The organism is Streptomyces sp. NPDC046349 (assembly GCF_055587885.1).
Map to the genome: position 1 here is coordinate 635,334 of NZ_JBVJFK010000001.1, position 17,936 is coordinate 653,269.

The 17,936-nt window shown below is 70.8% G+C and carries 15 protein-coding genes, 5 tRNA genes and 1 pseudogene; 16 read left to right on the forward strand and 5 right to left on the reverse strand.

Going from position 1 to position 17,936, the window contains the following annotated elements; all coding sequences use genetic code 11:
• Window position 1: 1 nt before the first annotated feature.
• A complete protein-coding gene (locus tag ACZ6JS_RS02960; protein ID WP_469295337.1) occupies window positions 2-3,634 on the reverse strand; it encodes a sensor histidine kinase in 3,633 nt (1,210 codons plus the stop codon).
• 577 nt (window positions 3,635-4,211) lie between these two features.
• On the opposite strand from ACZ6JS_RS02960, the gene ACZ6JS_RS02965 reads away from it, so the two are divergent.
• The 9 genes from ACZ6JS_RS02965 to ACZ6JS_RS03005 all read left to right on the forward strand — a co-directional run bounded on the left by ACZ6JS_RS02965 (window position 4,212) and on the right by ACZ6JS_RS03005 (window position 8,614).
• A complete protein-coding gene (locus tag ACZ6JS_RS02965; protein ID WP_030029864.1) occupies window positions 4,212-4,400 on the forward strand; it encodes a hypothetical protein in 189 nt (62 codons plus the stop codon).
• A 97-nt stretch (window positions 4,401-4,497) separates the two neighbouring features.
• Window positions 4,498-5,286 carry a fumarylacetoacetate hydrolase family protein gene (locus ACZ6JS_RS02970; protein ID WP_469295338.1) on the forward strand — a complete coding sequence of 263 codons (789 nt, stop codon included), beginning with the start codon at window positions 4,498-4,500 and terminating at the stop codon, window positions 5,284-5,286.
• Window positions 5,279-6,754: a glutamate--tRNA ligase gene (gltX, locus tag ACZ6JS_RS02975; protein ID WP_469295339.1), complete on the forward strand. Its 1,476-nt coding sequence runs from the start codon at window positions 5,279-5,281 to the stop codon at window positions 6,752-6,754. Before ACZ6JS_RS02970 ends, gltX begins: the two co-directional genes overlap by 8 nt.
• A gap of 557 nt (window positions 6,755-7,311) precedes the next feature.
• The gene (locus tag ACZ6JS_RS02980; protein WP_469295341.1) at window positions 7,312-8,040 is read left to right on the forward strand and encodes an HAD family hydrolase; all 729 of its coding nucleotides are present in this window, start codon (window positions 7,312-7,314) and stop codon (window positions 8,038-8,040) included.
• A gap of 85 nt (window positions 8,041-8,125) precedes the next feature.
• A tRNA-Gln gene (locus tag ACZ6JS_RS02985) sits at window positions 8,126-8,197 on the forward strand.
• A 27-nt stretch (window positions 8,198-8,224) separates the two neighbouring features.
• A tRNA-Glu gene (locus ACZ6JS_RS02990) sits at window positions 8,225-8,297 on the forward strand.
• Between the two features lie 64 nt (window positions 8,298-8,361).
• Window positions 8,362-8,434: transfer RNA gene (locus ACZ6JS_RS02995), tRNA-Glu, on the forward strand.
• A 21-nt stretch (window positions 8,435-8,455) separates the two neighbouring features.
• Window positions 8,456-8,527 (forward strand) — tRNA-Gln (locus ACZ6JS_RS03000).
• Window positions 8,528-8,541: 14 nt separating this feature from the next.
• A tRNA-Glu gene (locus ACZ6JS_RS03005) sits at window positions 8,542-8,614 on the forward strand.
• 160 nt (window positions 8,615-8,774) lie between these two features.
• Here the strand turns inward: ACZ6JS_RS03005 and ndgR are convergent.
• Entirely contained in the window at window positions 8,775-9,491 is a 717-nt protein-coding gene (gene ndgR, locus ACZ6JS_RS03010; protein WP_007266782.1) for an IclR family transcriptional regulator NdgR, read from the reverse strand.
• A gap of 185 nt (window positions 9,492-9,676) precedes the next feature.
• Between ndgR and leuC the strand changes: the two genes are divergently transcribed.
• The 4 genes from leuC (at window position 9,677) to ACZ6JS_RS03030 (ending at window position 12,882) form a co-directional block, all read left to right on the forward strand.
• On the forward strand, window positions 9,677-11,101 hold the full coding sequence (gene leuC / locus ACZ6JS_RS03015; RefSeq protein WP_469295342.1) for a 3-isopropylmalate dehydratase large subunit: 1,425 nt from the start codon (window positions 9,677-9,679) through the stop codon (window positions 11,099-11,101).
• Window positions 11,102-11,104: 3 nt separating this feature from the next.
• Window positions 11,105-11,698 (forward strand): 3-isopropylmalate dehydratase small subunit, encoded by a 594-nt coding sequence (gene leuD, locus ACZ6JS_RS03020; protein WP_030847006.1) that lies wholly within the window; start codon window positions 11,105-11,107, stop codon window positions 11,696-11,698.
• A gap of 137 nt (window positions 11,699-11,835) precedes the next feature.
• On the forward strand, window positions 11,836-12,063 hold the full coding sequence (locus tag ACZ6JS_RS03025) for an SCO5555 family protein (protein WP_030009267.1): 228 nt from the start codon (window positions 11,836-11,838) through the stop codon (window positions 12,061-12,063).
• Window positions 12,064-12,207: 144 nt separating this feature from the next.
• Complete coding sequence (locus ACZ6JS_RS03030; RefSeq protein ID WP_469295343.1) at window positions 12,208-12,882, forward strand: HU family DNA-binding protein; 675 nt, start codon at window positions 12,208-12,210, stop codon at window positions 12,880-12,882.
• Window positions 12,883-13,190: 308 nt separating this feature from the next.
• On the opposite strand, the pseudogene cofC reads toward ACZ6JS_RS03030, so the two are convergent.
• Window positions 13,191-13,793, reverse strand: a pseudogene (gene cofC, locus ACZ6JS_RS03035) (2-phospho-L-lactate guanylyltransferase); the annotation flags it as partial.
• Window positions 13,794-14,037: 244 nt separating this feature from the next.
• On the opposite strand from cofC, the gene ACZ6JS_RS03040 reads away from it, so the two are divergent.
• The 3 genes from ACZ6JS_RS03040 to ACZ6JS_RS03050 are packed head-to-tail and all read left to right on the forward strand — an operon-like array spanning window position 14,038 to window position 16,994.
• Window positions 14,038-14,790 (forward strand): lysophospholipid acyltransferase family protein, encoded by a 753-nt coding sequence (locus ACZ6JS_RS03040; protein WP_469295344.1) that lies wholly within the window; start codon window positions 14,038-14,040, stop codon window positions 14,788-14,790.
• Window positions 14,787-15,797: an NAD(P)H-dependent glycerol-3-phosphate dehydrogenase gene (locus tag ACZ6JS_RS03045; protein ID WP_469295345.1), complete on the forward strand. Its 1,011-nt coding sequence runs from the start codon at window positions 14,787-14,789 to the stop codon at window positions 15,795-15,797. The genes ACZ6JS_RS03040 and ACZ6JS_RS03045 overlap by 4 nt, the downstream gene beginning before the upstream one ends.
• A 39-nt stretch (window positions 15,798-15,836) precedes the next feature.
• Window positions 15,837-16,994, forward strand: coding sequence for a D-alanine--D-alanine ligase family protein (locus tag ACZ6JS_RS03050; RefSeq protein WP_469295346.1), 1,158 nt, complete (start codon window positions 15,837-15,839; stop codon window positions 16,992-16,994).
• A gap of 70 nt (window positions 16,995-17,064) precedes the next feature.
• Here the strand turns inward: ACZ6JS_RS03050 and ACZ6JS_RS03055 are convergent, their stop codons facing one another.
• A complete protein-coding gene (locus ACZ6JS_RS03055; RefSeq protein ID WP_469295556.1) occupies window positions 17,065-17,556 on the reverse strand; it encodes a DUF3515 family protein in 492 nt (163 codons plus the stop codon).
• A gap of 23 nt (window positions 17,557-17,579) precedes the next feature.
• Window positions 17,580-17,813, reverse strand: a complete 234-nt coding sequence (locus ACZ6JS_RS03060) for an Lrp/AsnC family transcriptional regulator (RefSeq protein ID WP_114054348.1) — start codon at window positions 17,811-17,813, stop codon at window positions 17,580-17,582.
• Between the last annotated feature and the right edge of the window lie 123 nt (window positions 17,814-17,936).

Genomic DNA, 17,936 nt, shown 5'->3' on the forward strand with positions numbered 1-17,936 from the left:
ACTATCGCTCCTGCTGGTAAGTGGGGTCGATGTGGTAACTGCCGGTCGTCTGGCTGTTGTTGCCAGCCTGACGGCCCTGCTGGATACCGCGTCGGAGGTTGGTCAGACGGCCGCGGACGTCGTCCGGCGCCCGCGAGACCTGCGGACCCGCCTGTGCGTCGGACTGCTGCTGCGCGGTGCCGGCCACGAGGTTCGCCCGCGGGACCCGGCGGGGCAGCCCCGACGTCGTGATGCCGCCGGCGGCGGGCTGGCGCACGCGCTCGGCCTGGCGCATCAGCTCGTCGTTCGGCGAGGACTTCCAGCTGACGGTCGGCATGCTGCCGGTCGTCGCCTGGGCGGGCTCGGCCGCGTGCTCCTGGCCGCGCTGCGGCAGCTGGTGCTGCTGCGGGGCCGACGGAGCGGACTGCTGCGGCTGCTGGGGTACGGCCGGGACCTGCGCGGGGGGCTGCTGCCCCTCCTCGCGGAACCAGTTCGACTCCAGCGTGTCGAAGATCGGGCTGCGGGCGTCACCGGAGCTCTGGGCCGGCGGCAGCGCCTCGGGCCGGTGGGCCTGCGGAAGCCGCGGAGCCTCCGGCCGCGCGGGCGGTACGGGTGCGTACTCGCCGCCCTGCTGCGGAGCCTGCGGCTGCATGTGCTGCTGCGGGGCCTGCGGCTGGCGGGCGAACCCGCCGACACCGGGGCCGCCCGGCCGCTGCGGCTGGTAGCCCGGGCGCTCGAACTGGCCGGTGCTGGACGGGTCGATGGGGCCCCGTACGTCCGGACGTTCGAACTGGCCGGTGGTGCTGCCGGCGCCGTCGCCCTGGGGCATCGGCGCGTTGAAGTCCGGGCGCGCGAACTCGGCCGTCGAGCCGGGGCCCGAGAGCTCGTCGTGGCCGCGGGCCTGGTCGGAGCCCCAGCTGGTGGTCTGCGGGCTGGGCAGCTCCGGACGGGCACCGGCGCCGCCGCGCGGCGGCAGCTGCGGCCGCTGCCCGCCCTGGGCCGGAGCCGCGGGACCGGTCGGCTGCTGCTGAGCCTGCTGGGGCTGGGCCTGGGGCTGCTGCGGCTGCGGACGCTCGAAGCCGTTGCCCTGCTGGAAGCCGGAGGCACCGGTGGAAGCCGGACGGGCCCCGGAGCCGCTGCCGAAGCCGACACTGGGGACCGGACCGCGCGCCGGCAGGGGGCTGCCGGCGCCGAAGGCACCCTGGCCCTGTCCCGCGGTGGTCTGCCCCTGCTGCGGACGGGCGCCGGGAGAACCGGGACCGCCCTGCTGCGGGGGCCGGCCGCCCTGTGGACGCTGCTGACCGGCACCGCCGTCGCGACCCGGCAGGGCCGTGCGCTGGCCACCGCCGACCTGGCCGCGCTGCGGGGCCGCGCCCACGGTGGGGCGTCCGCCCGGACCGGGCACGGAGGCCTGGGCACCGGGGCCGCCCTGGGCACCGCCCGGACCGCCCTGACCCGGCGTCGGGCCCGGCTTCTTGCCGCCCTGGGCGACGTCCACCGGGAGCATGACGAGGGCCGTCGTACCACCCGAGTCGGAGGGGCGCAGCTGGATGCGGATGCCGTGTCGCAGGGACAGGCGGCCGACCACGAACAGACCCATGCGCCGGGAGACGGAGACGTCCACGGTGGGCGGCGACGCGAGTCGCTCGTTGATCGCGGCGAGGTCCTCCGGAGAGAGACCGATACCGGTGTCGTGGATCTCGACGAGCACACGGCCGTCGGGCAGCGCGTGACCGGTGACCTTGACCTTGGTCTGCGGGGAGGAGAACGAGGTGGCGTTCTCCAGGAGCTCGGCGAGCACGTGCACGAGGTCGTTGACGACGCGGCCGGCGACGTCGGTACCGGGCACCGAGGCCAGCTCGACGCGCTCGTACTGCTCCACCTCGGACGCGGCGGCGCGGAGCACGTCGACGAGCGGGACGGGGCGGGTCCACCGGCGGCCCGGCTCCTCGCCCGCGAGGACGAGGAGGTTCTCGCCGTTACGGCGCATGCGGGTCGCGAGGTGGTCGAGCTTGAAGAGGGAGGACAGCTGGTCCGGATCGGCCTCGCGCGACTCCAGCTCGGAGATGAGCGAGAGCTGACGCTGGATGAGGCCCTGCGAGCGGCGCGAGAGGTTGGTGAACATCGCGTTGACGTTGCCTCGCAGAAGGGCCTGCTCGGCGGCGAGGCGGACGGCCTCGCGGTGCACGTCGTCGAACGCCGCGGCCACCTGGCCGATCTCGTCCCGGGTGTGCACGCCGACCGACTCCACGGACGTGTCCACGTCCTGCGGGTCGGACTCGGAGAGCTGCTTGACGAGCTCGGGCAGACGGTCCTGGGCGACGCGCGTCGCGGTGTCCTGCAGGCGGCGCAGCGAGCGGATCATCGAGCGGGCCATGACGAAGGCGCCGACGAGGGAGACACCGAGGACGAGGAGGATCAGCGCACCGTTGATGATGGCGTCCTGCTGGGCCTCGTTCTTCAGCTCGCGGGCCTTCTGCTCCATCTCCTCGAGCAGGGTCAGCTCGATGACCTTCATCGCCTGGAGCTTGGTGCCGTCCGCGTCGTACCAGTCCAGCCAGGACCGGTTCTTCTCGCGAAGGAAGGCGTCCTGGCTGGCCAGCACGCGGCGTGCGTAGTGGTCGGCGCTGGAGATCTCGGAGTTGCTGTCGCCCAGACCCGCGAGGAGTTCCTCGGTGCGGCCCTGGTAGACGAGCTCGAAGGTCGTCTTCGCCTGCTGCTCGCCCTTCTGGGCGGAGAGGGCGTAGAGACGGTCGTTCTCCTGCAGCTTGCCCTGCTTGTCCGAGGTCTCGGGCAGCGAGGCGGCGATGATCGCGCGCTGGATGGAGGCGTACTCCTTGGCGGCGGAGAACGCGGCCAGAGCACGCGTACGCTTGATCATCTCCGGGTTGGAGGTGGCCTGCGCCATGTCCTGGGAGAGCGAGAGCAGCGAGACGATCATCGCGTTGTACTCGCTGACGGTCTGCTGGGCGCCGTTGACGTACGCCTTGCTGCGGATCGTCTCGATGTTCGTGAGCTGACGGCCGATCTGCAGCACGTTGTTGCGGATCGACTTGAGGGTGTCGTCCTTCTCGCCCGTGCTGTCGACCTTGTCGGTCGCGGCGGCGAAGGCCTTGGCGGCGGTGTCGGTCTGCGCGCGGGCGCCGTCGACACTGCTGTTGCTCCTGCCCTGCGACAGCGTGAGCGGACCCGCGGAGAGGTCGCGCTCCTCCTGGAGCATGGCGGCCAGGTTGGTGGCCTGTCGCGTCATCGTCGTCAGCAGCTGCATGTGCTCGAGCTGCGCGATGTCGTTGAGCGAGTCGTTGATGCGGAAGCCACCGAGCGTGGTGGCGGCGACGACCGGCAGGGTCAGCAGCGACACGAGTCGCGTGCTGATGCGCCAGTTCTGCATGGCGAGGCGAGAGCCGGGCCCACTGGGGGCCTTCGGTATCGCCGCGTCCTGCTCGGTCGACCCGGCCTTGTCCTTGTCCTTGGACCTGGCCTTCACGGACTTCACGCGGCCCTTGGCCCTCACCGCGGCGGAGGCGTCGGGGCCTGCGCCCTCGACAGCCGGCCCGCGGTTCTGGGCGTGCTGGGGCGAGGAGCCACGGTCGGTCCCGCCGCGCGGCTCCTGCTCCGCCGCAGCGCTGCCATCCCTCTTGAATCGTCCCTGCACTAGCGTCGCAACCTCTGGACCAGGCGTCCCGCCGGGCGACCGGCGGAACGGTGTCGAGTCGTGGGGCACTTTCGGCCCCATGGTGGTCGTCGGTGACCGGCGCGTCTCCCTTTCCGTCCGCCGCTCGGCGCTGTGTCGCGCCACCTGCGCGCCGGACTGAGTCCCGCGGCGGTCCCGCGAATTCCAGCACAGTGGCGGATCTCCAACAAGGTGCGCGGGTTCCCCAGGAAAGTCGGTCACGGCTTGTGACAGAAGCGCTACGCCATGTGCGACCGCATTGGGTTGAAATCGGACTTACGCCATCCAAACGACATGGCTGGCAAGGTGTCCCAGTCGCGATGATCAGGAGCGGAATGGCGCATTCAGTGGCGCAATGTCCGTTTCGGCGGGTCTCGTTGACTGTCCGTTATGGAAGTAATGTCCGCTCACGGGTGAGCAAACTCACATAGCCGTGGCCATTACTTCCCGGTTCGGCGGGGGATTCAGATGTTTAGCCTTGCCCCTTAAAGGGTTGGCGCAAGGGCTGGTGCGTGCGCCGGCCGCCATCCACAGACCGAACCGAGGGCCCCGAACTCCGATGAAGACGACGACGATGTTCCGCAACATAGCCAACCCCCGCCGCACCACCCTCGCGCACCTCAAGGACGCCGAGGAGCTGCAGGCGGCCCCGGCCACCCCGGAGCACGCCGTCGAGCTGCCGACGCAGACCGCCAACCCCCGGCGCACGGTCCTCATGGACGCGCCGGTCGCCGCCGCCGCGCAGTAAGCCGCCCCGCACGGAACGTGAAGCGCCGCTGCCCGCCGCGTTAGCCTGGGGACGCAGACTCCAGCCAGCGGAAACACAAGAGGGGCAGACGCAACACGTGCGCATCGCCAGGTTCTCGATCGACGGCAATGTCGCGTTCGGCGCGGTCGAGGGCGACGCCGCCCCCGGCAACGAAGCGTCGCTCGTGCTCGACATCATCAAGGGCATCCCGTTCGCGGACTTCGAGCTCTCGGGCACCAAGGTCCCGCTGAGCAAGGTCCGGCTCCTGCCGCCCGTGCTCCCGAACAAGGTCGTGGCCATCGGCCGCAACTACGCGGAGCACGCGGCGGAGCTCGGCAACGAGGTCCCGGACACCCCCATCACCTTCTTCAAGCCGTCCACCTCGGTGGTCGGCCCGGGTGACCCGATCACCTACCCCTCCTTCTCCCAGGACCTCCACCACGAGGCGGAGCTCGCCGTGGTCATCGGCCGCATGTGCCGAGAGGTCCCCAGGGAGCGCGTCAAGGACGTCATCCTCGGCTACACCTGCGCCAACGACGTCACCGCGCGCGACGTCCAGCAGCGGGAGAAGCAGTGGGCGCGGGCCAAGGGCTTCGACAGCTCCTGCCCCCTCGGCCCCTGGATCGAGACCGACCTCGACCCGCGCGACCTGACCATCCAGTGCACGGTCAACGGCCGGCAGCGCCAGCTGGGCCGCACCAGTGACATGGTCCGCTCCATCGAGGACCTGGTCGTCCACATCACCGAGGCCATGACGCTGCTCCCCGGCGACGTCATCCTCACGGGGACCCCGGCCGGAGTCGGCCCCCTCAACGTCGGCGACGAGGTCGCCGTCACCATCGAAGGCATCGGCACTCTCACCAACAAGGTGATCAAGCGTGGTTAACGGACCAGTCCGCGTACGTTTCTGTCCCTCCCCGACCGGCAACCCCCACGTGGGCCTGGTCCGCACCGCCCTCTTCAACTGGGCGTTCGCGCGCCACCACGGCGGTACGTTCGTCTTCCGCATCGAGGACACCGACGCGGCCCGCGACTCCGAGGAGTCCTACGACCAGCTGCTCGACTCGCTGCGGTGGCTGGGCTTCACCTGGGACGAGGGCCCCGAGGTCGGCGGCCCGCACGCCCCGTACCGCCAGTCCGAGCGCATGGACATCTACAAGGACGTCGCACGGAAGCTGCTGGACGGCGGCTACGCCTACCACTGCTACTGCAGCACCGAGGAGCTCGACGCGCGCCGCGCCGCCGCCCGCGCGGCCGGCAAGCCCTCCGGCTACGACGGCCACTGCCGTGAGCTCACCACCGTGCAGATCGAGGCGTACCAGGGCGAGCACCGTCCCGCGATCGTCCGCTTCCGGATGCCCGACGAGCCCATCACCTTCACCGACCTGGTGCGCGGCGAGCTGACCTTCACTCCGGACAACGTGCCGGACTTCGGCATCGTCCGGGCCAACGGCGCCCCGCTCTACACCCTGGTCAACCCGGTGGACGACGCGCTGATGGAGATCACGCACGTCCTGCGCGGCGAGGACCTCCTCTCGTCGACCCCGCGCCAGATCGCCCTGTACAGGGCGCTGATCGAGCTGGGCGTCGCCAAGGGCACCCCCGCCTTCGGCCACCTGCCGTACGTGATGGGCGAGGGCAACAAGAAGCTCTCCAAGCGCGACCCCGAGGCCTCGCTCAACCTCTACCGCGAGCGCGGCTTCCTCCCCGAGGGCCTGCTGAACTACCTCTCGCTCCTCGGCTGGTCCTTCTCCAAGGACCAGGACGTCTTCTCGATCGAGGAGATGGTCCAGAAGTTCGACATCGACGGCGTCAACGCCAACCCGGCGCGCTTCGACCTGAAGAAGGCCGAGTCGATCAACGGCGACCACATCCGCCTGCTCGACCCGAAGGTCTTCGCGGACCGCTGCGCCCCCTGGCTGCAGGCCCCGCACGCCAACTGGGCGCCGGAGGACTTCGACGCCGAGGCCTGGGAGCGCATCGCGCCGTACGCCCAGACGCGTGTGGGCGTCCTGTCGGAGATCACCGCCAACGTCGACTTCCTGTTCCGCAAGGAGCCCGTCGAGGACCAGGCCTCCTGGGACAAGGCGATGAAGGGCGAGCCGGCGGCCCTGCTGACCACCGCCCGCGAGAAGCTGGCCGACGCCGACTGGTCGGACCCCGAGTCCCTCAAGCAGGCCGTCCTGACCGCCGGCGAGGCCCACGGCCTCAAGCTCGGCAAGGCCCAGGCCCCCGTCCGCGTGGCCGTCACCGGCCGCACGGTCGGTCTGCCGCTCTTCGAGTCCCTGGAGATCCTGGGCAAGGAGCGCTCGCTGGCCCGCATCGACGCGGCGCTGGCCAAGCTGGCCGGCTGACCCGGGGCAGTACCCCGTACGTCCCGCAGGGGGCGGCGCCCGAACTCCGGGCCGCCGCCCCCTGCGGCGTTGCCGGCGGCACCGTCCAGGCTGCGGCCGCAGCGATCACCCGCCTTCCCCCGCACCGCGGAGGATCCGCCGCGCCCATGACGCCGCCCGACTGCGCCTGACCCTTCACGCCGGGTTCCGCCTTCGCCCACGAGGGCGGGATGACGCAGCCGCCCGCCCCGGTCGCCCTCAGGGGCGTCACCCCGCCCACATGCCGGACGGCCGCCTGGTACCCGTTCGTCCCCCTCGGGTCGGGCGAGGCGGAGCCGTTCGCCGTGACCGTGGACCCCGGCCGCCCATCGCGCCGAGGCGGCCATCGCCGGCCTGCTCCGGCCCGGCGCCCCGCAGGGCGCCGCCCGCACGGGTCCTCACGGGCACGGGCGTGGACGCGGGAACCGCCTGCCCCCGGCCCGGACCGGGAGGGACGCCGAGGGCCGGGTCGGCTGTTTCCGTGACGGACTTCCTCATCGTGCCCACCTCGCACGGGCCCGCGGCGTAGGCTCGGGCCCATGCCGATCCGCGCCGTGCTGTGGGACATCGACGACACCCTCTTCGACTACACGGGGGCCGACGCGGCCGGTCTCGCGGCGCAGCTGGAGGCCGTCCGGCTGGCCGAGCGGTACGGGACCCCCGCGCAGGCGCTCGCGCGCTGGCGGGAGATCACCGACCGCCACTGGGCCAACTTCGCCGCGGGCGTGGGGACCTTCCAGGGGCAGCGCCAGGAGCGGGTCCGGGAGTTCCTCGAGGAGCCCGGCATGACCGCGGCGGAGGCCGACGCCTGGTTCGACAGTTACGTCGAGCACTACAAGGCCGCCTGGACCGTCTTCCCGGACGTCGTGCCGGCGCTCGACGCCCTTGCGGCCGACTACCGGCACGGGGTGCTCTCCAACTCCTCCACGTCCAACCAGGACCCCAAACTGCGCCACCTCGGCCTGCGCGAACGCTTCGAGGTGCTGGTCTGCGCCGTCGAGCTCGGGGTCAGCAAACCCCAGGCGGAGGCGTTCCTCGCCGCGTGCGAGGCGCTCGGACTGCAGCCCGGGGAAGTGGCGTACGTGGGGGACCAGCCGGAGATCGACGCGCGCGGGGCCCGCGACGCGGGGCTGCTGGCCGTCTGGATCGACCGGGACGGCGGCCGGGGGCCCGGGCCCGAGGGGGCGCACCGGATCGAAGGCCTCGACCGGCTGCCGGAGCTGCTGGCGCGGGATACCCGTTTTGGAGCACGGTCAGGCATCCGGTAATGTTCTTTCTGCGCCGCCGGAGCGGGCCGAAAGGCCGGACGGAGGCGCCACTCGAAAGAAAAATCCCCCAGGGGTTGACTTTCGGTGGGGTATAGTGTAATTGGCAACACGAGGGTTTCTGGTTCCCTTATTCTAGGTTCGAGTCCTGGTACCCCAGCGCAGTGCAGTAGTGACGCAGTGCTTTGCCCCCGTTGTGTAGCGGCCTAGCACGCCGCCCTCTCAAGGCGGTAGCGCCGGTTCGAATCCGGTCGGGGGTACAGATCCTTCCCGCAAGATCTCCTTTTGGGTAGCTCCCGGACGTCTTGATGCAGGATCGCTAGGGCCCCCGTTGTGTAGCGGCCTAGCACGCCGCCCTCTCAAGGCGGTAGCGCCGGTTCGAATCCGGTCGGGGGTACTGGTCTGGTATAGACCACATTGGGCTATGGTGTAATTGGCAACACGAAGGTTTCTGGTTCCTTTGTTCTAGGTTCGAGTCCTGGTAGCCCAGCGCAGTACAAGCAAGCCCCCGTTGTGTAGCGGCCTAGCACGCCGCCCTCTCAAGGCGGTAGCGCCGGTTCGAATCCGGTCGGGGGTACGCACGGAAGAGGCCCTCCGCGTTCATCGCGGAGGGCCTCTTCGCTGTGTCCCGGCCCCGGCCGCGGGGACAAGTGCGGGCCCGAAGGCGCGTGTTCGGACGTGTGCGGCGTCGAACGCGCCCCCGGGCCCGGGGGTGAACGGGATGGAAGATCGGGGCGTCAGCCGGAGCGGCGCAGCGCCTCCGTGAGCCGGGCGGCCGCGTCGATGACGGCCTGGGCGTGCATCCGGCCCGGGTGGCGGGTCAGCCGCTCGATCGGCCCGGAGACCGACACGGAGGCCACCACGCGGTTCGACGGCCCGCGCACCGGTGCCGACACGGACGCCACGCCGGGCTCCCGCTCGCCGATCGACTGAGCCCAGCCGCGGCGCCGTACGCCCGAGAGTGCCGTCGCCGTGAAGCGCGCGCCCTGGAGGCCGCGGTGGAGCCGCTCGGGCTCCTCCCAGGCCATCAGGATCTGTGCGGCCGAGCCGGCCTTCATCGGCAGGGTCGAGCCCACCGGGACGGTGTCCCGAAGGCCGGACAGCCGCTCCGCCGCCGCCACGCAGATGCGCATGTCTCCCTGACGGCGGTAGAGCTGCGCGCTCTCGCCCGTCACGTCACGGAGGTGGGTGAGTACCGGTCCCGCCGTGGCCAGCAGGCGGTCCTCGCCGGCCGCGGCGGCGAGCTCCGCCAGCCGCGGACCGAGGATGAACCGGCCCTGCATGTCCCTCGCCACCATCCGGTGGTGTTCCAGTGCCACGGCAAGGCGATGTGCCGTGGGTCGTGCGAGCCCTGTCGCCGCGACCAGCCCGGCGAGGGTGGCCGGACCGGACTCCAGAGCGCTCAATACCAGAGCTGCCTTGTCGAGAACGCCGACGCCGCTAGAGTTGTCCATGAAACGATATTCGCGTCTCACACTGTGAAACGCAAGTTCAATTTTTCCAAGAACCAGCGAGTCTGTATGTGCGGGTCCACGAACCACTGGGTCCGAGCGCCGTCGTCCGGGACGTGGGGTACGGGCGGCCGGCGGCACAGATCTCTATGAAGCGCCGGCACAACCCGCCGGCCGGAGGGAAAGCGATGGGTAGGACACTCGCGGAGAAGGTCTGGGACGACCATGTCGTCCGGCGCGCCGAAGGCGAGCCCGACCTCCTCTTCATCGATCTGCACCTGCTGCACGAGGTGACCAGCCCGCAGGCCTTCGAAGGCCTGCGCCAGGCCGGCCGCAAGGTCCGACGCCTCGACCTCACCATCGCGACCGAGGACCACAACACCCCCACCCTCGACATCGACAAGCCGATCGCGGACCCGGTCTCCCGCGCCCAGCTGGAGACGCTGCGGGCGAACTGCGCCGAGTTCGGCGTACGCCTGCACTCGCTGGGCGACGTCGAGCAGGGCGTCGTCCACGTCGTGGGACCGCAGCTGGGCCTGACCCAGCCCGGCACCACCGTCGTCTGCGGTGACTCGCACACCTCCACGCACGGCGCCTTCGGCGCGCTGGCCTTCGGCATCGGCACCAGCCAGGTCGAGCACGTGCTGGCCACCCAGACCCTGCCGCTGGCCCGCCCGAAGACGATGGCGATCACGGTCACCGGCGAGCTGGCCGAGGGTGTCACCGCGAAGGACCTGATCCTGGCGATCATCGCCAAGATCGGTACCGGCGGGGGCCAGGGCTACATCCTGGAGTACCGCGGCGAGGCCGTCGAGCGACTCTCGATGGAAGCCCGCATGACCATCTGCAACATGTCGATCGAGGCGGGCGCCCGGGCGGGCATGATCGCCCCCGACCAGACGACGTTCGACTACCTCCAGGGCCGTGACCACGCCCCCGTGGGCGAGGACTGGGACGCGGCCGTCGCCTACTGGAAGACCCTGCGCACCGACGAGGACGCGGTCTTCGACGCCGAGGTCGTCATCGACGGCGCCGCGCTGTCCCCGTTCGTCACCTGGGGCACCAACCCGGGCCAGGGCGCGCCGCTGTCGGCCGACGTCCCCGACCCGGCTTCGTACGAGGACGCTTCGGAGCGCCTCGCGGCCGAAAAGGCCCTGGAGTACATGGGGTTGACCGCCGGGCAGCCGCTGCGCGACATCAAGGTCGACACCGTCTTCGTAGGCTCCTGCACCAACGGCCGCATCGAGGACCTGCGCGCCGTCGCCGGGATCATCGAGGGCCGCAAAGTCGCCGACGGCGTACGCATGCTCGTCGTCCCGGGCTCGGTCCGCGTCGCCCTCCAGGCCGTGGAAGAGGGCCTGGACAAGGTCTTCAAGGAGGCCGGGGCCGAGTGGCGGCACGCGGGCTGTTCGATGTGCCTCGGCATGAACCCCGACCAACTGGCGCCCGGTGAACGCTCCGCGTCCACCTCCAACCGCAACTTCGAGGGCCGGCAGGGCAAGGGCGGGCGCACCCACCTGGTCTCCCCGCAGGTGGCCGCCGCCACTGCGGTGCTGGGCCATCTGGCCTCGCCCGCCGACCTGTCCGCCGCCGACGCGACCGCCGGAGTCTGAACCATGGAAGCCTTCACCGTCCACACCGGCCGGGCCGTCCCGCTGCGCCGCAGCAACGTCGACACCGACCAGATCATCCCGGCCCACTGGCTCAAGAAGATCACCCGCGACGGCTTCGAGGACGGGCTCTTCGAGGCCTGGCGCAAGGACCCGGAGTTCGTCACGAACCGCCCGGAGCGCGCCGGCGCGACCGTGCTCGTCGCCGGCCCCGACTTCGGCACCGGATCCTCGCGCGAGCACGCCGTCTGGGCCCTGCAGAACTTCGGGTTCAAGGCGGTCATCTCCTCCCGCTTCGCCGACATCTTCCGCGGGAACTCGCTGAAGAACGGCCTGCTGACCGTCGTCCTCCCGCAGGAGACCGTCGACCGGCTGTGGGAGCTGACCGAGGCCGACCCCACCGCCGAGATCACGGTCGACCTGGTCGACCGCCAGGTGCGCGCGGAAGGCGTCGTGGCCGAGTTCGAACTGGACGACAACGCCCGCTGGCGTCTGCTGGAAGGCCTGGACGACATCTCGCTCACCCTTCAGAACGAAGCGGACATCGCCACCTACGAAAGCGCCCGCCCGGCCTTCAAGCCGCGCACGATTCAGGCTTGATTCCTGCCTGATCAGCGCTTATTCACCCCCGGGTGATCACGACGACAACACTGTGCCCCCCGCCTTCCGGCGGGGGGCACAGCCGTTTGTTGAGGCCCCGTGAGGCGACAACTCGCCCCAGATGGCACAATCTGTGCATGGAACGCGACAGTCAACTCGAGCTCTACGAACTCGTCGCGGACCGGCTGAAAGAAGCACACACACGGGTGCGCTCACTGCAAGTCCCGGAGGGCGTAAGGATGGCGCTGTCCCGGAAGCTGTTGGTCGTCACAGCCGCGGCGAAGCACGATCTCGCCGATGCGGCAAGGCGCCTGGACAGGTTGATGAAGGACCTCGACGAGGGTCGATTCCCTGAAGGCGACTGATGCGAAGGAACTCCGTAACCGCCTCCGGCGTTGCGGCACTAGGGTGATTAGCCCGTTTCGTGTTTGATTTGCGGTATATATCCGCCTAACGTGCGAAATAAGCTTGAACACATTCGTTCTGGCGAAGTCTCCGAAGGGGAAGACGTGAACAAGGCGCAGCTCGTAGAAGCGATTGCCGACAAGCTGGGCGGCCGCCAGCAGGCCGCGGACGCTGTCGACGCGGTACTGGACGCCATCGTCCGCGCTACCGTCGCGGGAGACCGGGTCTCGGTCACGGGCTTCGGCTCGTTCGAGAAGGTCGACCGTCCGGCCCGTTACGCCCGCAACCCGCAGACGGGTGAGCGCGTCCGGGTCAAGAAGACCTCTGTGCCCCGATTCCGCGCCGGCCAGGGCTTCAAGGACCTGGTCAGCGGCACCAAGAAGCTGCCCAAGGGCGGCGAGGTCTCGGTGAAGAAGGCGCCGAAGGGCAGCCTCACCGGAGGTGCCTCCGCCACGGTCAAGAAGGCCGCCGCGAAGAAGGCCACCACCGCCAAGAAGGCGGCGGCAAAGACCACGGTCGCAAAGAAGACCGCGGCGAAGAAGACCACCGCGACCGCCAAGAAGGCGGCGGTGAAGAGCACCGCCACGGCGAAGAAGGCGACGACCGCCGCCAAGAAGGCCGGCACCGCCAAGACCACGACCGCGGCCAAGAAGACCACCGCCGCCGCGAAGAAGACCGCCCCGGCGGCCAAGAAGGCCACCGCAGCGACGAAGGCGCCGGCCAAGAAGACGGCGACCCGCAAGGCCACCGCGAAGAAGACCACCGCCCGCAAGAAGTAGGGGCACGAGTCACACACGCCGGGCCGGCTTCCCCCTCGGGGAAGCCGGCCCGCGGTGCGTTCCGGGGCAGCCGGACGCCCCGCGGACGAACGCGGCGGACCGGTTCAGAAGGTCTGGAGCGTGATCAGGGTGATCCGCAGGTCCGCGCCCTTGCCGTCCGTCTCGATGCGGACCCGCTGACCGGGACGCAGCAGCCGCAGGCCGCCCGCGTCGAACGCCGGGGCCTCGAAGGACACCGGGGTGCCGTCGTCCAGCAGCACGCTGCCGCTGCGGGTCTGGGAGTCGTACGTGTACGCGGTCGCCTGCATACCCGCACTGTATCGGGCCGTATGACGCCCCACACCGAGGGCGAGAGCCGTCCGCAGGTCCGCAGCCGTGTCCACGTCCCGCCGCACGCTGTCGACGTCCGGCAGCGCGATTTCGACGGCCCCCGAGGCGGAATGCCTGGCCCGCGACGGACCCCCGAAGGAAGGCGCCAATTCCACGTCCGGTGCGGCGGAAAGCAGAGTCGTCCCGATTCCGGCCGCATCCGCCAGAAATGCCCGCGGAAATACCGAGGCGTTTTCGAGCACGCGTAGCAATTCGGGGGGCCGCAGCGCCGGCAGGTCGGCGTTCATCGCCGCCACCGCGGCGCCGGGCCGCCGCTCCCGCGCCGCCCGCGCTCCGTGGGACAGCGCCGCGTTGAGCCCGGCCGCCGGGGCGTCCGGGACGATCCGAGCCCCCAGCCTGGCCAGTTCCGCACCGGCCGCGGCATCGTCCGTGACCACCACCACATCCGCGACCGCCGCGCAGGCCAGCGCCCCTGCGACGGTGTCCTGCGCGAAGGCCAGGGCGAGCCCGGGACGGGCGGCCCCCACGGCTGCCGCGAGACGGCTCTTGGCCACCGACAGAGGCTTCAGCGGGACCACCAGACTCCAGACGGCGTTCGTGACGGACCCCTTCCCTCCGGTACGCTCCGGCCCCTCCCCGGGCCGAGGTCAGGTCAGGGCCGGGTCATGTGTCGGCCCATTGTCGCCCCCGCCCGGGCAGCCCGGGAGCCCGGCGGCGTGAGCGGGGCGTACGGTGTTCTCGACAGAGACCGGGCCCGGGGCGACACTTGTCCGGCCGACGACGAGGTGCCCCAGCCGCGCACCGGTCCTAGAGGAAGGTGTCCGAGTGTCCCGCCGCAGAATCGGCTTCTGGTACCGCCTGGCGGCGGTCATCGCAAAACCGCCGCTGGTAGTGCTCTTCAAGCGGGACTGGCGGGGAATGGAGCACATTCCGGCCGAGGGCGGCTTTATCACCGCCGTCAATCACAACTCGTACCTGGACCCGCTCTCCTACGCGCACTTCCAGTACAACACCGGCCGGGTGCCCCGGTTGCTCGCCAAGGCCGCCCTCTTCAGGGTCCCCATTGTCGGGTCGATCCTGCGCGGCAGCGGGCAGATCCCCGTCTACCGGGAGAGCACCAACGCCCTGGACGCATTCCGGGCCGCCGTCGATGCCATCGAGCGCGGTGAATGCGTCGCCTTTTACCCCGAGGGCACCCTCACCCGCGACCCCGACATGTGGCCGATGGCCGGCAAGACCGGCGCCGCCCGGGTCGCGCTGATCACCAGGGCGCCCGTCATTCCGGTGGCCCAGTGGGGCGCGAACCTCGCGATGCCGCCCTACGCCAAGGAGAACAAGGTCCGCCTGTTCCCGCGCAAGACCCTCCAGGTCCTCGCCGGACCGCCCGTGGACCTCTCGGCCTTCTACGACCGGGAGCCCACCCCGGACGTCCTCAAGGAGGCCACCGCGGTCATCATGGCGGCCATCACCGGCCTCCTGGAGGAGGTGCGGGGGGAGATCGCGCCCGAGCAGCCGTACGACCATCGCAACGCCAGGGCGGAACAGCGGCGCAAGGCCGCAGGGGAGGGCATGAAGTGACACGTCCCGTGAAGGCGACCGTCTTCGGAACAGGCTCCTGGGGCACGGCCTTCGCCATCGTGCTCGCCGACGCCGGCTGCGAGGTGACCCTGTGGGGCCGCCGCACCGAGGTCGTCGACGCCATCAACACCGGCCGGACCAACCCGGACTACTTCCCCGGCGTCGAACTCCCCGCGAACATCCGGGCCACGGGCGACCCGGCCCGGGCTGCCGCCGGCGCCGACTTCACCGTCCTGGCCGTCCCCTCCCAGACCCTGCGCGACAACCTCGCCGCCTGGGCCCCGCTGCTGGCCCCCGACACGGTGCTCGTCTCCCTGATGAAGGGCATCGAACTCGGCACCGCGAAGCGGATGAGCGAGGTCATCGAGGAGGTGGCCAAGGTCCCCGCCGAGCGCATCGCCGTCGTCACCGGCCCCAACCTGGCCGCCGAGATCGCCGCCCGCCAGCCCGCCGCCTCCGTCGTCGCCTGCGTGGACGAGGCCGTGGCCCGGCGCCTGCAGGCCGCCTGCCACACCGCGTACTTCCGCCCGTACACGAGCACCGACGTCATCGGCTGCGAGCTCGGCGGCGCCGTCAAGAACGTCATCGGCCTCGCCGTCGGCATCGCGGACGGCATGGGCCTCGGCGACAACACCAAGGGCTCGCTCATCACCCGCGGGCTGGCCGAAGCGACCCGCCTGGGCGTGGCCATGGGCGCCGACCCGCTCACCTTCTCCGGCCTCGCGGGCCTCGGCGACCTGGTCGCCACCTGCTCCTCGCCGCTCTCCCGGAACCACACCTTCGGCACCAACCTCGGCCGCGGGATGACCCTCGAGGAGACCATCGCGGTCACCAAGCAGACCGCCGAGGGAGTCAAGTCCTGCCAGTCGGTGGCCGATCTGGCGGGCCGCCACGGAGTGGACATGCCGATCACCGAGACCGTCGTGGACATCGTCCACCACGGCAAGCCCACCCTCGTGGCCCTGAAGGAGCTGATGGGCCGCAGCGCCAAACCGGAACGTCGCTAACTCCTTTCCGGACGCTTGAGCGGGTACTCTCATGCCGATATGAGCAGCGAGAACCTCCCCCAGACCCCTGAGCAGCAGGGCCGCAAGCCCCGCGTGGCCGTCGTGTTCGGCGGCCGCAGCTCGGAACACGCCATCTCGGTCGTCACGGCGGGCGCCGTCCTGCGCTCCATCGACCGGTCCAAGTACGAGGTGCTGCCCATCGGCATCACCACGGACGGCCGATGGGCGCTGACCGCCGACGAGCCCGCGCGGATGGCCATCGCAGACCGCAGGCTTCCGAGCGTCGAGGAGCTCGCCGAGTCCGAGGACGGCGCCGTCGTCCTCTCGGTCGACCCGGCCAGCCGCCAGGTCGTCTACACCGAGCCGGGCGCCGTCCCGAAGGCCCTGGGCGAGGTCGACGTCGTCTTCCCCGTGCTGCACGGCCCCTACGGCGAGGACGGCACCCTCCAGGGCCTCCTGGAGCTCTCCGGCATCCCCTACGTCGGCTCGGGCGTCCTCGCCTCGGCCGTCGGGCAGGACAAGGACTACATGAAGCGGGTGTTCACGTCCTTCGGGCTGAGCGTCGGCCCGTACGTGACCATCCGCCCCCGTGAGTGGGACGCCGACCGGGACGCCGCCACGGCCAGGATCCTGGACTTCGCCGCCGAGCACGGCTGGCCGCTCTTCGTGAAGCCCGCCCGGGCCGGCTCCTCCATCGGCATCACCAAGGTCGACGACGCCTCCGGCCTGGAGGCCGCCGTCAAGGAGGCCCGCCGCCACGACCCGAAGATCATCGTCGAGGCGCTGCTGCGCGGCCGCGAGATCGAGTGCGGCGTCCTGGAGTTCGAGGACGGGCCGCGGGCGAGCGTGCCCGCCGAGATCCCGCCGGTGTCCAGCCACGACTTCTACGACTTCGAGGCGAAGTACATCGACTCCGCCTCCGGGATCGTGCCCGCCCCGCTCACCCCGGAGCAGACCGCCGAGGTGCAGCGGCTCGCGATCGAGGCCTTCGAGGCCGCGTCCTGCGAGGGCCTCGTGCGCGCCGACTTCTTCCTCACCGAGGACGGCGACTTCGTCATCAACGAGATCAACACGATGCCCGGTTTCACGCCGATCTCGATGTATCCGCTGATGTGGGAGAAGTCCGGTATCGCGTACCCGGAGCTGGTGGACCGCCTGATCCAGGCCGCCCTGCGCCGCTCCACGGGGCTGCGCTAGCAGGCACTACAGCCGCCGCCCGCCGGCCGCCCCGTGGAGGGGCGGCCGGCGGGCGGCGGTGTGCCGGAGTTCAGTAGGAGGAGACGCCCTCGGGCACGGTCGCGGCGATCGCCGTGGACAGACCGACGAGCATGCCCGCGTCCGTGGCATGCTCCTTGTCGACCCGGACCTCCGTGTACGCCAGCCGCAGCCCGGTGGTGAAACGGAAACCGTCGTCGCCGAGCTTCTCCAGCAGCCAGGCCACGCCGTTCACATGGACGCCCTCCTGCTTCGGATCCAGCATCTTGGGGGGCTTGGCGATCCCGCACCGCAGTACGATCGCCGAGCCGCCCCACGAGGCGGTCAGGTCGGACTCCGGTTCGGTCCGGGTCCGCGCCAGGCCGGCCACCGTCTCCGGGAGTTCCTTGTGCAGTGCCGCACACCAGCCCGCGACGTCGGCCGGCGGCGCGGGCGGCGGTTCCACCCGGGCCTCGGAAGCGCCCGGGGAGCATGCCGCCAGGGCGGACACGGCCAGGGCGACGGGCATGGCCAGGACACGGACGGGCCGGCGGTGGAGGGACATCACCGGCCAAGAGTAGACGGGGGCTACAGATGGACCACCGGGCAGGTCAGGGTGCGGGTGATCCCCTCCACCTGCTGGACCTTGGCCACGACCATGCGGCCGAGCTCGTCCACGGTGTCGGCCTGGGCGCGCACGATCACGTCGTAGGGGCCCGTCACGTCCTCGGCCTGGATCACCCCCGGGATCTTGCCGATGGACTCGGCGACGAACGACGCCTTGCCCACCTCGGTCTGGATAAGGATGTACGCCTGTACCACGGAACCTCCAGGGCGGCCACGAGGATCATTTCCCCTAATCTTCGGGTGGACCCCACACGATGGACAGGGCCGGGGGAAGAAGGGACGCCACGGTACCGCGTCGCCGTGCGCCACGGGGAGACC

What these genes read in the sequence shown, in the direction of transcription:
- ACZ6JS_RS02965 (WP_030029864.1), top strand. Translation starts at nt 4,212, where the DNA reads ATGAAGACGACGACGATGTTCCGCAACATAGCCAACCCCCGCCGCACC.
- ACZ6JS_RS02980 (WP_469295341.1), top strand. Translation starts at nt 7,312, where the DNA reads ATGCCGATCCGCGCCGTGCTGTGGGACATCGACGACACCCTCTTCGAC.
- ndgR (WP_007266782.1), bottom strand. Translation starts at nt 9,491, where the DNA reads ATGGACAACTCTAGCGGCGTCGGCGTTCTCGACAAGGCAGCTCTGGTA.
- leuC (WP_469295342.1), top strand. Translation starts at nt 9,677, where the DNA reads ATGGGTAGGACACTCGCGGAGAAGGTCTGGGACGACCATGTCGTCCGG.
- leuD (WP_030847006.1), top strand. Translation starts at nt 11,105, where the DNA reads ATGGAAGCCTTCACCGTCCACACCGGCCGGGCCGTCCCGCTGCGCCGC.
- ACZ6JS_RS03025 (WP_030009267.1), top strand. Translation starts at nt 11,836, where the DNA reads ATGGAACGCGACAGTCAACTCGAGCTCTACGAACTCGTCGCGGACCGG.
- ACZ6JS_RS03050 (WP_469295346.1), top strand. Translation starts at nt 15,837, where the DNA reads ATGAGCAGCGAGAACCTCCCCCAGACCCCTGAGCAGCAGGGCCGCAAG.
- ACZ6JS_RS03055 (WP_469295556.1), bottom strand. Translation starts at nt 17,556, where the DNA reads ATGTCCCTCCACCGCCGGCCCGTCCGTGTCCTGGCCATGCCCGTCGCC.